The 13,550-nt window shown below is 66.3% G+C and carries 10 protein-coding genes; 1 reads left to right on the forward strand and 9 read right to left on the reverse strand.

The window, feature by feature from the left end; all coding sequences use genetic code 11:
• The first annotated feature begins 114 nt into the window (after positions 1–114).
• On the forward strand, positions 115–831 hold the full coding sequence (locus P5703_RS10590) for a hypothetical protein (RefSeq protein WP_013982769.1): 717 nt from the start codon (positions 115–117) through the stop codon (positions 829–831).
• On the opposite strand, the gene P5703_RS10595 is transcribed toward P5703_RS10590, so the two are convergent.
• The 9 genes from P5703_RS10595 to pqqD all read right to left on the reverse strand — a co-directional run bounded on the left by P5703_RS10595 (position 817) and on the right by pqqD (position 13,488).
• Entirely contained in the window at positions 817–3,966 is a 3,150-nt protein-coding gene (locus tag P5703_RS10595) for an efflux RND transporter permease subunit (RefSeq protein WP_285586676.1), read from the reverse strand. The genes P5703_RS10590 and P5703_RS10595 overlap by 15 nt on opposite strands.
• The gene (locus P5703_RS10600; protein WP_285586679.1) at positions 3,963–5,459 is read right to left on the reverse strand and encodes an efflux RND transporter periplasmic adaptor subunit; all 1,497 of its coding nucleotides are present in this window, start codon (positions 5,457–5,459) and stop codon (positions 3,963–3,965) included. The genes P5703_RS10595 and P5703_RS10600 overlap by 4 nt, the downstream gene beginning before the upstream one ends.
• Positions 5,456–6,709 carry a TolC family protein gene (locus P5703_RS10605; RefSeq protein ID WP_049340009.1) on the reverse strand — a complete coding sequence of 418 codons (1,254 nt, stop codon included), beginning with the start codon at positions 6,707–6,709 and terminating at the stop codon, positions 5,456–5,458. Before P5703_RS10605 ends, P5703_RS10600 begins: the two co-directional genes overlap by 4 nt.
• Positions 6,710–6,799: 90 nt before the next feature.
• Entirely contained in the window at positions 6,800–7,144 is a 345-nt protein-coding gene (locus P5703_RS10610) for a hypothetical protein (RefSeq protein WP_279641715.1), read from the reverse strand.
• Positions 7,145–7,196: 52 nt separating this feature from the next.
• On the reverse strand, positions 7,197–8,897 hold the full coding sequence (locus P5703_RS10615; protein ID WP_279641714.1) for a hybrid sensor histidine kinase/response regulator: 1,701 nt from the start codon (positions 8,895–8,897) through the stop codon (positions 7,197–7,199).
• Positions 8,881–10,044: an alcohol dehydrogenase-like regulatory protein ErcA gene (gene ercA / locus P5703_RS10620; RefSeq protein ID WP_017245086.1), complete on the reverse strand. Its 1,164-nt coding sequence runs from the start codon at positions 10,042–10,044 to the stop codon at positions 8,881–8,883. Before ercA ends, P5703_RS10615 begins: the two co-directional genes overlap by 17 nt.
• Positions 10,045–10,152: 108 nt before the next feature.
• On the reverse strand, positions 10,153–12,087 hold the full coding sequence (locus tag P5703_RS10625) for an alpha/beta hydrolase family protein (protein WP_279641713.1): 1,935 nt from the start codon (positions 12,085–12,087) through the stop codon (positions 10,153–10,155).
• A complete protein-coding gene (pqqE, locus tag P5703_RS10630) occupies positions 12,084–13,238 on the reverse strand; it encodes a pyrroloquinoline quinone biosynthesis protein PqqE (protein ID WP_053527508.1) in 1,155 nt (384 codons plus the stop codon). The genes P5703_RS10625 and pqqE overlap by 4 nt, the downstream gene beginning before the upstream one ends.
• A complete protein-coding gene (gene pqqD / locus P5703_RS10635; protein WP_011913210.1) occupies positions 13,210–13,488 on the reverse strand; it encodes a pyrroloquinoline quinone biosynthesis peptide chaperone PqqD in 279 nt (92 codons plus the stop codon). The genes pqqE and pqqD overlap by 29 nt, the downstream gene beginning before the upstream one ends.
• Between the last annotated feature and the right edge of the window lie 62 nt (positions 13,489–13,550).

Consider the following 13,550-nt stretch of genomic DNA (forward strand, 5'->3'; position numbering starts at 1 on the left):
AGACGCCGCTAACTGATCGAGATCAGTAGTCGGCCGCAGCAGCCGACGAACTGCATGCTGAACGCCGATGGACGGTCAAAGTCTCAACCCCTGAGGCTTTCGCTCAGGATTCCCATGCTCACATTCATCGCCGCTCTGGTGCTGACGCTGACCCACTTGGCGGCAGGCAGGCTGAGCAAGCTGCACAGCCTGCCCCGCAGCCGCTGGTTATCGATGGCCGGTGGCGTGGCAGTGGCCTACGTATTCGTTCACCTGTTACCTGAGCTGGCACAGGGCCAGCAGGTCATGGAGGATAGCGGTTTTCACCCGCTGCGCTACCTCGAACATCATGCCTACCTGCTGGCATTGATCGGCCTGGCCGGCTTCTACGGGCTGGAGCGGCTGATCAAATCTCACCGTAGCGAGCGTTCCGACGACGAGCCAACTCATGCCGGCGTGTTCTGGCTGCATATCGCCGCCTTCGGCGGATACAACGCACTGATTGGCTACATCCTCGCCAACCGCGATCCGGCGCAGACACTGGAGCTGATCTGGTACAGCGTCGCCATGGCGTTGCATTTCATGGTCAACGATGTCGCCCTGCAGCACGACCATCAGCAGCTGTTCGCCCGCAGCGGCCGCTGGATCCTGGCGGCCGCCACGCTGGTCGGCTGGGCGGTCGGCGCAACCACAGAACTGTCCGAGTTGGGCGTATCGGCCGTGACCGCCTTTATTGCAGGGGCGATCATCCTCAATGTGCTCAAGGAAGAACTGCCTTCCGAGCGCAACAGCCGTTTCGGTGCGTTCCTCCTCGGGTCGCTGGGCTATTCGGGGCTGCTATTGCTGCTGTAGCCCGGCTGCGCGGCTCCTCCCGGGCCTGCGCATCAGCCGATAGATGGCCGGAATCACGAACAGCGACAGCAACGGCGCGCTGAGCATGCCGCCGACCATCGGCGCGGCGATACGGCTCATCACCTCGCTGCCGGTACCGGCGCCGAGCAGGATCGGCAGCAGCCCGGCGACGATCACCGCCACGGTCATTGCCTTGGGCCGCACACGCTGCACCGCGCCCTCACGGATGGCCTCGCACAGCGCCGCCTCGTCGAGAAGCCCCTTTTGCTGCTGCTCGGTCCAGGCGTTCTTCAGATAGAGCAGCATGATCACGCCGAACTCCGCGGCGACGCCAGCCAGCGCGATGAAGCCAACGCCCGTGGCCACCGACAGGTTGTAGCCCATCAGGTAGAGAAACCAGACACCTCCGGTCAGCGCGAACGGCAGCGTGAGCATGATCAGCAGCGCCTCGTCCAGACGGCCGAACGTCAGGTAGAGCAGCACGAAGATGATGAGCAGCGTGGCCGGCACCACCAGCTTGAGCCGCTCGTTGGCGCGTTCGAGGAATTCGAATTGCCCCGAGTAACTCAGGCTCATGCCCGGCAGCAGGCTGACCTCGGCGGCGACGGCCCGGCGCAGGTCGGCAACCACCGAGGCGATGTCGCGGCCACGCACATCGACGTACACCCAGCCGGCCAGCCGCGCGTTCTCGCTGCGCAGCATCGGCGGGCCGTCGCTGACGCGCACTCGTGCCACACTGCCGAGGGTAACCTGGCTGCCCAACGGGGTGAGGATCGGCAGTTGCTCGAGCGCCTGCGGGGTATCGCGCCATTCACGCGGGTAGCGCACGCTGATCGGGTAGCGCGCCAGCCCTTCCACGGCTTCGCCGACGGTCTCGCCGCCGATGGCGCTGGCCACGATGGACTGCACGTCGGCAATGTTCAGTCCGTAGCGCGCCGCGTCGCGTCGGTCAATGCCGATATCGATGTAGCGCCCGCCGACAAGCCGTTCGGCCAGCGCCGAGCTTACCCCCGGCACCTGCTTGGCCACGGCTTCCACCTGCTGGCTGACACGGTCGATCTCCTCCAGGTTGGCACCGGCGATCTTCACCCCGATGGGACTCTTGATGCCGGTGGCGAGCATGTCGATGCGGTTGCGGATTGGCGGAATCCAGATGTTGGTCAGCCCCGGCACTTGCACGGCGCGGTCCAGCTCCTCGACCAGTTTCTCCGGGGTCATCCCGGCACGCCACTGCTCGCGCGGTTTGAAACGGATGGTGGTCTCGAACATCTCCAGCGGCGCCGGATCGGTGGCCGACTCGGCGCGCCCGGCCTTGCCGAACACCGTCTCGACCTCCGGCACCGTGCGGATCATCCGGTCGGTCTGCTGTAGCAGCTGCACGGCCTTCTGCGCGGACAGCCCCGGCAGCGCAGAAGGCATGTAGAGCAGGTCGCCCTCGTCCATCGGTGGCAGGAACTCGCCGCCCAACCGGGAGACAGGCCACAGCGTGGTGGCCAGCACCAGCAGCGCCACCACGATGGTCGACTTCGGGTGCGCCAGAACCGCTTCCAGCGCCGGACGATACAGCTGGATCAGCCCGCGGTTGAGCGGATTGCGCGTCTCGTCCGGCAGCCGGCCGCGGATCCAGTAGCCCATCAGCACGGGCACCAGGGTCACCGATAGCCCCGCGGCGGCGGCCATCGCGTAGGTCTTGGTGAAGGCCAGCGGGCCGAACAACCGGCCTTCCTGGGCTTCGAGGGTAAACACCGGGATGAACGACAGGGTGATAATCAGCAGGCAGAAGAACAGTGCCGGCCCGACCTCCTGCGCGGCCCGGGTCATCACCTGCCAGTGCTCGTCGCCCTCCAGCACCTGGCCGGGATTGGCATGCCGCCAGGCCTCGGCCTTCTTGTGGGCGTTCTCGATCATCACCACCGCGGCATCGACCATTGCGCCGATGGCGATGGCGATGCCGCCCAGCGACATGATGTTCGCGTTGATGCCCTGATAGCGCATGACCGCAAAGGCGATCAGCACGCCGATCGGCAGCGAGACGATGGCCACCAGCGACGAGCGCAGGTGCCAGAGGAACAGCCCGCAGACCAGCGCGACGACGATGAACTCCTCCAGCAGCTTGAAGCTGAGGTTCTTCACGGCGCGGTCGATCAGCTGGCTGCGGTCGTAGGTGGTGATGATTTCGACGCCCGCAGGCAGGCTCCCCTTCAGCTCGTCCAGCCTGGCGTGCACGGCGGCCAGCGTTTCCCGCGCGTTCTTGCCGCTGCGCAGGATCACCACGCCGCCGACGGTCTCGCCCTCCCCGTCCAGCTCAGCGATGCCTCGGCGCATCTCCGGGCCGAGCTGGACGTGCGCGACATCGCCCAGGCTCGTCGGCACGCCGGCAGCGCTGAGCTGCAGCGGGATGCTGCGAAAATCCTCGAGCGTTTGCAGATAGCCCGAGGCACGCACCATGTACTCGGTCTCGGCCAGCTCAAGCACGGCGCCGCCTGTCTCCTGATTGGCCATCTCGATCGCCTGGATCACCTGCGCCTGGGTCACACCCAGGCTGGCCATCTTCAGCGGGTCGAGCACCACCTGGTACTGCTTGACCATGCCACCGATGGTGGCCACCTCGGCAACGTTGGGCAGGGTGATCAGCTCGTACTTGAGGAACCAGTCCTGCAGGCTGCGCAGTTGCGCCAGGTCATGTGCGCCACTGCGGTCGATCAGCGCGTACTGGTAGATCCAGCCGACGCCAGTGGCGTCCGGGCCCAGCGATGGCTTGGCCGCGGCCGGCAGACGACTCTGCACCTGGCTGAGATATTCCAGTACCCGCGAGCGCGCCCAGTAGAGATCGGTACCGTCCTCGAACAGCACATAGACGAAGCTGTCACCGAAGAACGAATAGCCGCGCACGGTCTTCGCTCCCGGTACCGAGAGCATGGTGGTGGTCAGCGGATAGGTCACCTGGTTCTCGACAATCTGCGGCGCCTGCCCCGGATACGCCGTGCGGATGATCACCTGCACGTCGGAAAGGTCCGGCAGGGCGTCGATCGGCGTGGTACGCACCGCCCAGATGCCCACCGCGCTCATCAACAGCGTGGTCAGCAACACCAGGAAGCGATTGAGCACGGACCAGCGAATCAGCGCGGCGATCATGGCTGCTGCTCCAATAGCTGCAGGTGCTCGATCAGCAGCCCCAGGTCGGTCTCGCGCACCGCGAAACGGATGCGGGCCTGCGGCTGTACCCCCCGCAGCAGCGCAACGTCGGCCACCGAGAAGCGCATGGTCATGCCGGGCATGCCCAGGGTGTTGAACGGCCCGTGGGCGATCCTCAGCTGCTCGCCGTCCAAACTCAGCACTCTTCCCTCGGCCTCATGCAGCGCGGGCGCCGGCTGGACAGCACCGTGCACGTGGCCGTGCGCGGCAGCATCGACGACCGGCGCCGCAACGATACCGCGCAGGCTGGCTTCGGAATCGAGCAGGAACTGCCCTGAGGCGACCACCTGCTGGCCTTCCTCCAGGCCGCGCAGGATCGCCGTGTGGCTGCCGCTCTCGCGGCCCGTCTCGACCTCCACCGGGCGGTAGCGTCCGCCGGCTTCGGCGAGCATCACCAGCGCGCGGCGGCCGGTGCGGATCACCGCCTCGCTGGGCACCAGCAGCACCGCGGCAGTCTCGCTGCCGGCCAGCGCCACCTGTGCGGTCAGCCCGGGGCGCAGGCGCCCCTCCGGATTGTGCAATTGCACCCGCACGCGCAGGGTGCGGCTGGCCGCGCTGGCCTCCGGCAGCACCGCGCTCACCTCGCCTTCGATGACCTGGCCCGGCAGCGCCGGCAGGCGTGCTGCGGCCTGCTGTCCAACGTGGATGCCTGCACTCTGCGCCTCCGGCACCGCGACCTCGAGCCAGACGCTGTCCAGCCCGTTGATTCGCGCCAGGGGCGCTCCGGCTGCCAGTGTCATGCCCTCGCGCACCTCGAGCTCCTGCAGCACCCCGGCCAGCGGTGCGATCACGCTGATGGTCGCGTCGATCTTGCCGCTACGCTCGAGCCGGCTGATCGTCGAGGCCGGCATCCCGGCCAGGCGCAAGCGCTGGCGGGCGGCGTCCAGCAGCGCAGCGTCGCCGGCACGGCGCAGCGCCAGGTATTCCTCCTGCGCGGCGGCCCACTCGGGGATCAACAGATCCGCCAGTGGCGCACCCTTTTCGATCAGGTCGCCCGGTGCATGGCGGTAGACGCGCTCGACGAAGCCGCCGGCGCGCGTCTGTACCTGTGCCACATCGCGAGCGTTGTATTCGAGCACGCCCACTGCATCGATGCGGCTTGCGAGCGGACCACGCCTGACCGTGGCCAGGCGCACGCCGAGATTCTGGGTGACGCCGGCGTCGATGCTGATGGCCGCCGCGTCGCCGTCCTGGTTGGCGTAGCGCGCCACCAGATCCATGTCCATGAAGGGGGATTTGCCGGGCCTGTCGAAGCGATGCTGAGGAACCATCGGGTCGTACCAATAGAGCACCTGGGCATGGCTGCCGGCTTCGGATGTCGACCCGTGCGCTGCCATGTCGCCGTATTGGCGGGCGAACCAGTAACCCCCTCCCGCCCCGACCGCGATCGCCACGCCGAGCAGCGTGATGCTTGCAAGAACAGTACGGCTCATTTGGCTTCTCCGTAGGCGAGGTGCAGACGGGTCCGGGCGATGGCCTCCAGCCCTTGCAGGTCGATGTGCTTCAGACGGGCTTCGATCAGCTCGTTGCGTGCGGCGAGTAGCGCATCCAGCTCGCCGCGGCCGGCGCGGTAGCTGCTCATCGCCAACTCGACCTTCTCGCGGGCCAGCGGCAGTTGCAGCTGGCCACTGCGCGCCAACGCGCGCTGCAGCCGCGCCAGCTCGGCGAGCTCGGCCTCCAGTTGCTCGGCGATCTCGCGCGCCACGGCCTCGCGCTCGGCCTCCAACCGGTTGAGCTCGGCGTGGCGTGCGGCGATCCGCGGGTTCTGCCGGGTGCGCTGAGATACCGGCAGGTCGAAGCTGAATTCCAGGTTGAGCATGTCGCCGAATTCGCGACCACGCTTGAGGTAGGCGACCTCCCAGCTCCAGTCACCCCTCTTCTCAGCGGTGGCCTCGCGGATGCGCGCCTGGGCTTCGCGGGCCATCGGGGCAAAGGCGCTGAGTTGCGGATGCCGCTCCAACTGACGGAGCAGCGTCTGGCGGTCGATGGGCCAGCTTGGCAATTCGCCGCTCAGCGGTTGATTGCCCTCGGCGCCAACCCAGCGCAGCAGTGCGGCGCGGGCCAGGCGGCGCTGCTGCTCCAGCTCGTCCTCGCGTTCGGCGAGCTGGGCCGCCTCCTGACGCGCCGCGACCTGGTCGGTCAGCTGACCACGTCCTCCGGCGAGGCGCGCGCGAACCGCCTCGGCGAGCAGGCGATTCTCAGCCCGCAGCTCGCCAAACAGGTGCAGCTTGCGTTCCACCGCGTGGCTGGCGATCCACGCCTGCGCCGTGACCAGGCGCACCTTCAGCGCCTCGATCTCACGTGCGGCCTCGGCGCGGCCGATGGCGGCATGGGCGACGTCGGCGCGTGCCCGACGCTTTTCGCGGTTGGGCATCTCCTGCATCAGGCCGACCATGCGCATGGTCATGCCATCGTCGTTGAGGCTCCAGCGCTCGGAGCCCTCGATGGGCAGGCTCTGTACGCCAAGCAGCAGTTTCGGGTCGGGCAGTTCGCCGGCGGCAATGGCTTCGCTGCGCACGGCCTGCACGCGGGCCGCCTCGGCACTCAGCGACGGCGCGTGCTGGCCGGCCAGACGTAGCGCCTCGTCGAAGGTCAGCCCGGCAGCCGTGCCGGGCAGCCAGAAGACGAACAAGGGAAGCACGGCCGGCAGCGCTCGGCCCATGCGAAAGAATCGGATCATCATGGCGAGATTCCTCGGTGTCCTGCACGCCGCAGGAGGCATGCATCCGGCGCTCAGCGCGCGGGCGCAGAGCGAGTCAGGGTGGCGAAGGAATCAGTGACGCGGCGGACGCCAGACGTCGGCGCCGGAACGGGCGGGAAGGAACTCGAGATAGGCGGCGCCGAGCAGCGGAGGCGCAACGTTCAACGCCGGCCTGGCGAGCATCGTCACAAGCGGGCTGCCGGTCTTGCACTGATGCCCGCCGTCGCACAGCGGATTGCTCTGGTGCGCGTGGCCGTCTTCATCCGGCGCGACCGCCATATGGCCGGGGTGCTCGGCCGCCTGGGCATCTTTCTGCATCTGACACGGCGTTGCGCTCAGCTGCGACGCCGCCATCCCGTTCAGGGGAAGCGCGAGGCTGAGCAGCAGGACGAGCAACAGATGCAGGTAGGCTTTCATGGACCGCAGTCTAGCCGGCAGCCCAGAGGGAAAAACTTGACCAAGATCGGGTTCAGCTCGCTTCCAGCCCCACCGCGGATGAATTGCCTGCGAGCAGATGGCTGAGCACCGAGCGCATCTTGCCGGGCTTGACCGGCTTGTTCAGCACCGGCACACCGCAGCCCTGCAACTGCTGACGGCACTCGTCGCTGCGATCAGCGGTGATCATCACCACCGGCAGCGCCTGGCCGAACCGTTCGCGCACCGTCAACACCACATCCCAGCCGGTAAGGCCGCCGTCCAGGTGGTAATCGGCGAGGACCGCATCCGGTGCCCGTCCGTCCAGCGCAAGCAGGGCGCTCTGCGTGTCGGTAGCCGTGAGCACTTCGCAGCCCCACTGCTCCAGCAGCGCGGTCATGCTCAATAGAATGCTCTCCTCGTTGTCGATCACCAGCAGCCGTCGCCCTGGCAGCGGATCGCCCAACTGCGGCAGGCTCACTGGCGTGGCGATGCGCTCGCGCGGCGAGGCGTCGGCCAGCGGGACGTCGATGCTGAACACCGAGCCACGGCCCGGTCGTGAACGCACCAGCACGGGGTAGTCGAGCATGTTGGCAATACGATCGACGATCGCCAGCCCCAGCCCCACCCCGCTGCGTTTGGTCGATCTGCCGATGCCCAGCTGATTGAACTCGAGGAAGATCGCCTGCAACTCTTCGGGGGGGATTCCCCTTCCGGTGTCCCAGACCTCGATGCGCAGCGCGCCGGCATGTTTGCGCGCGCCGATCAGCACGCCGCCGCTGTCGGTATAGCGGCAGGCGTTGCTGAGGAAATTGCGCAGAATCCGTGTCAGCAGGCGGAAGTCCGTTCTGACGGCGAAGCGCGAAACGTGGTGCTTCAAGCGAAGCCCGGCGGCAGCCGCCACCGGTTGGAATCCGGAAACCAGCGGCAACAGGACATCGTCCAGCGTGTAGATGTCGATGTCCGGTTTGATGGCCGCCTGGTCGAGCTTGGAGATATCGAGCAGGTCGGTCAGCAGATCCTCGGCGCCCTCCAGCGCCTGGTGCGCACGCTCGACCAGATGGCGTTCACCCTGCGGCAGGGCACGCTCGCGCAGCGTCGAGATGAGCAACCGCGCAGCGTTGAGCGGCTGCAGCAGGTCGTGGCTGGCAGCAGCGAGATACTTGTCCTTGCTGAGGTTGGCGGCCTCCGCCGCATCTCGTGCCTCGCGCAATTCGCAGGTGCGCTCGGCGACGCGACGCTCCAGTTCCTCATTGAGCTGCAACAGGCGCAGCTGGGCGAGCTTGCGCTCGGTGACGTCGGCGACGAAGCCTTCCACCAGGCCGTCCTCGTCCGGTTTGAGCAGCAGGTTCATCACCACGTAGATGGCGCTGCCATCCTTGCGGCGCAGGCGTGTCTCGTAACCGAACAGCCCGTGCTGCTGGCTCAGGGTGTGGCGGATCTGCCGCAGCTCGTCCTCGCCGCCGATGAACAGATGGTGTGACAGATCGGTCAGCGCCCAGAGCGCCTCTTCCGGACCTTCATAGCCAAGCATTCGCGCCAGCGCCGGATTGGCTGCGCGGATGCCTTCCTGCAGGCTGGCCTGGAAGATGCCATGCACCGCATGCTCGAACAGCCATTTGTAGCGATTGCGTTCGGCTTCCAGCTCTTCCAGGCGTGCCAGCAGCTCGGGGTAGTGGCTCTTGCGCGCCGAATGACTGCCGAAGCCGAGCAGTTGCGTCAGTGCCTGATGCTGATCATCAGAGGGCTTCGGCATAGACCACCTCGACGTCCCGCTGCGTCGACGAGCGTGGATTGGTCAGGATGCAGGGGTCCTGCATGGCGTGTTGCGAGAGGAATGGGATATCGGAGAGGTTCACGCCGTGCAGGCTCAGGGTTTCGCGGAAGCCGATGCGCTGCTTGAGATCGATCAGATGCTGCACCAGGCGCTCGCGCACCTGTCGGTGGCTCAGCCCGCGTGAATCGATGCCAAGGGTCTCGGCGACTATCCGGTAGCGATCAGGTGCAGCGTCGTAGTTGAAGGCCACCACATGCTCGACCAGCACGGCATTGCATACGCCGTGGGGCAGGTCCAGATAGCCGCCGAGGCTGTGGGACATGGCATGCACGGCGCCGAGGATGGCATTGGAGAAGGCCAGCCCGGCCTGCATGCTGCCGAGCATGATCTGCTCGCGCAGCGCGATGTCGGCAGGATTGGCGATCATCTGCACCAGATTGCCATTGATTAGCCGCATGGCTTCCAGCGCGTGGGGGTCGGTCAGCGGGCCGTGGCCGGTGGAAACGAAGGCCTCGATAGCATGCACCAGCGCATCGATACCGGTGCAGGCGGAAAGAAACGGGTCCATGCTGAGCGTGGTTTCCGGATCGATCAGCGAAACATCCGGCACGGCGGCCTTGCTGACGATCGAGAACTTCATCCGCTCTTCCTGATTGGAAATGATCACGAACTGCGACACATCCGCCGAGGTGCCGGCAGTGGTGGGAATCAGGATCAACGGCGGGCTGGGCACGCGCAGGGTGTCGACGCCCTCGAATTCATAGATATGCCGCCCATGCGCGGCCACGATGCCGATGCCCTTGGCGCAATCCATCGGGCTGCCGCCGCCGACTGCAACGATCACGTTGCAGCCCTCGCTGCGATACAGCTCGGCACCGAGCATCACCTCTTCGCAGCGCGGATTGGGCGAAACGTCAGTGAACAAGCAGTGCTCGATGCCCTGTCGAGCGAGGCTGGCCTGCACATCGGCCACCCAGCCGGCCTTGACCACGCCCGGATCGGAAACCACCAGCACCTTGCGCGCGCCGAAATTGCCCGCGCAGGTGCCCACGCTATGGCGGCAGCCGGCACCAAAGATGATTTCAGGGGAGACGAACTTGCGCTGGAGGCTGATATTCGGGCTCATGACTGCGGCCTTTTTTATTTTTTGTAACAACGGGCGCAAGCCTACTGCATTGCTCAGTTAAAGCAATGCGCCTAACGGCTGGCGGCGCCATCCGTCCGGCGGAAAGAGTTACAGCAGCCCTTGGTAGAAGCGCAGCTCGCGCTCGAGCGCATCCGCCAGGTTGGCAGCCTGACGAAAGCCGTGGCGTTCGTCCGGGTAGAGACGGTACTGCACCTCGACGCCGCGCCTCTGCAGTGCTGCCACCATCGATTCGGTCTGCTCGGGTAGCACCACGGCGTCCTGCCCGCCCTGCAGGAAGAGCACCGGTGCGGCGATGCGCTCGGCGTTATGCAGCGGCGCGCGCTCGCGAAAGCGCTCCGGCACCCGCTGCGGATCTCCGATCAGCCAATCCAGATAGTCGCCTTCGAACTTGTGGGTGACCCGGCGCAGCGCCAGGGGGTCGCTGACGCCATACAGACTGGCGCCACCGCGAAACCGATCGGTCGCCACCAGTGCGCTGAGGGCGGTGTAGCCGCCGGCGCTGGAGCCACGGATGAACACCCGCTGCGGATCGATAGCGCCCTGCTGCGCCAGTGCGCGGGCCGCCTGGCAGGCGTCTTCCACATCCACCACACCCCATTGCTCGCGCAGGCGTTGTCGGTAGGCCCGGCCGAACCCGCTGCTGCCGCGGTAGTTGACGTCCACCACGGCGAAGCCGCGCTGCGTCCAGAACTGGATGCGCGGGTCGAACACCGGGTAGCACGCCGACGTCGGTCCGCCATGGATGAACACCACCAGCGGTGGCAATGTACTGTGCTCGCCGCGGCAGTTCGTATTGCGCGGCGCATAGAAGAACGCATGGGCGGTTTCACCATTGCCGGTCGGGAATCGCATGGGCTGCGGGCACGAAACCTGTGGCGCGGCAAGCGGAGTCGCTCCGCCGGCCAGAACCCGCACCGAGCCGTTGGTCCGGTCAATGGCCAGCACCGCCGGCGCGCGCTGCGTTGCACCCGCGATGCAGAACAGGTGGGTGGCGTCCGCAGTGAGCTGGCGGCAGCGGCTGAACGCACTGGCCAACTGCTGCCCGCCTCCGGCGCCGTGTTCGAACAGCCAACCGTAGCCGTCGACCATATGGGTCAACAGCAGGCCGCCGTCCGCCAGCGGCACATAGCTGCTGGTCCCCAGCTGCCAGGGCGCAGGCGCGCAGTCGAAATTACGTGTCGCCTCCGACTCCGCTGCGATCAGTGGGTGCAATGCCCACGCACCGTCGACCTCGGCCCAGGGCTGCCAGTAGCCCAACCGGTCACTGAGACAGATCAGCTGACCATGTTCGGTGAAGCGCGGTTGCTGCAGCGACTCCCCGCCCGCGCCGCCAGCCACGCACTTCACCGCGCCCCAGCCCCCGTCTGCCTGACGCTCGGCGACGCACAGACGGGTCGAGGTCCAGGGCTGCTCCGGGCGATCCCACTCGATCCAGGCCAACCGTCGACCATCCGGAGCCAACATGGGCGACGAGTAGAAGTCGGCCCCTTCGACGAGGATACGGCGAGCGCCGTCGGACAGCGTGAAGGCCACCAGCCGGTGCACGATACCGTTGTCTTCGCTGGACTCTTCCAGGGCGATGACGGCCGCGCCCTTGGGGTCGTACTGCAGATCACCGTAACGGCAGCCGGGACGCTCGGTCAGCGCTGCAGGCAAGGATGTGGCTTCCGGGTCAGCCAGCGTTTGCAGGTAGATCTGCTGGTCCGCCTCGTTGACGAAGGCGAGCCCCTGCCCGGTAAGGCAGAACGCGCCGCCGCCGTATTCATAGACGCGACTGCGTACCGAGTAGCCGGCTGGCGTCAGGCAGCGCGCGTGGCCGGCCTGCCAGAACCACAGGCTGCAGCGACCCTCGGCGGGGTCGTACTCGATCCAGAACAACCCACCCTGCCCGGCCCGCAACTCGGCGAAGTCCCGGCTGGCGGCCGCAGCGGCTTCGGCACTCCAGTCGCTGGGCCAGAAGCCATAGGGCAGCACCTCGGCGGATGGATGAAGCATGGACGAATCGTTGCGGGGCGATTTCATACCTTGAGGATGAGCTTGGAAGCCTTCTCGTTACGATGCTGCAGCTGATCGAGGCCCAGCGCGCCGTGGTCGGCCTGATCGCGAGCCGCAAGGATCTTGCCGTGGTGTGCCGACTTGCTGCACACGGGGTCGGCATTGGCGGCATCGCCGGTGAGCATAAAGGCCTGGCAGCGGCAGCCGCCGAAGTCGCGCTCCTTCTCGTCGCAGCTGCGACAGGGTTCAGGCATCCAGTCGTAACCGCGAAACCTGTTGAAGCCGAACGAGTCTCGCCAGATGTATTCGATGCTGTGCTCGCGCACGTTCGGGAAAGTCACCGGTAACTGTCGCGCGCTATGACAGGGCAAGGCCGTGCCGTCCGGGGTGATGTCCAGGAACAGGTTGCCCCAGCCGTTCATGCAGGCCTTCGGCCGTTCCTCGTAATAATCGGGCGTGACGAAGATCAGTTTGCACGGATGGTTCTCGGCGGCGAGCTTGTCGCGCCACTCGTTGGTGATCCGCTCGGCACGTACCAGCTGCTCCTTGCTCGGTAGCAGCCCGGCGCGGTTAAGTTCGGCCCAGCCGTAGAACTGGCAGGTGGCGAGCTCGACAAAATCGGCCTCGAGCTCGATGCACAGACGAATGATCTGGTCGATGTTGTCGATGTTGTGCCGATGGGTGACGAAGTTGAGCACCATCGGATAGCCGTGTTTTTTCACCGCACGGGCCATTTCCAGCTTGTGGGCGAAAGCCTTCTGCGACCCGGCGAGCAGGTTGTTCACCTCCTCGTCCGCGGCCTGGAAGCTGATCTGGATATGGTCGAGGCCGGCATCGGCGAAGCTGGCGATCTTCTCTTCGGTAAGGCCGATGCCTGAGGTGATCAGGTTGGTGTAGTAGCCGAGCCCGCGCGCGGCGGCGATCAGCTCGGCAAGGTCCTGACGGACCAGCGGCTCGCCTCCGGAAAAGCCCAGCTGGGCCGCTCCCATCTCCCGCGCCTGGCGAAATACCTCGATCCACTCAGCCGTACTCAGCTCATCGTGGCTACGGGCGAAGTCCAGCGGATTGGAGCAGTACGGGCACTGCAGCGGACAACGATAGGTCAGCTCCGCCAGCAACCAGAGCGGCGGACCCGGCTCGTAGCCGGGTTTAGCGAAGCTCGATCCAGAACCGTTCAACGGCGACCTCCAGGAACGCGACGATATCCTCTTGAATGCCTTCGGCCTCCGGGTAGCGAGCCTGCAGGTCGGCGACGATGGCGCCCACGGTCCTTGTCCCGTCCACCTCGGTCAGCACTGCTGCGGCGCTCTCGTTGAGTTTGATCATGCCTTCCGGATAGAGCAGCACGTGGCAGTTCTGCGCCGGCTCCCACTGGAAGCGGAAGCCGCGGCGAAAGGATGGAACCTGAGTCAGTTGAATTTCGCTCATCTCTTTTCTCGTCAATGGCCGGGCGGGCGTCGATCAGCCGTGGCAGTGGCGGGCCGAAGCCC

The organism is Stutzerimonas sp. FeSN7 (assembly GCF_030263795.1).
Classification (GTDB): Bacteria; Pseudomonadota; Gammaproteobacteria; order Pseudomonadales; family Pseudomonadaceae; genus Stutzerimonas; species Stutzerimonas stutzeri.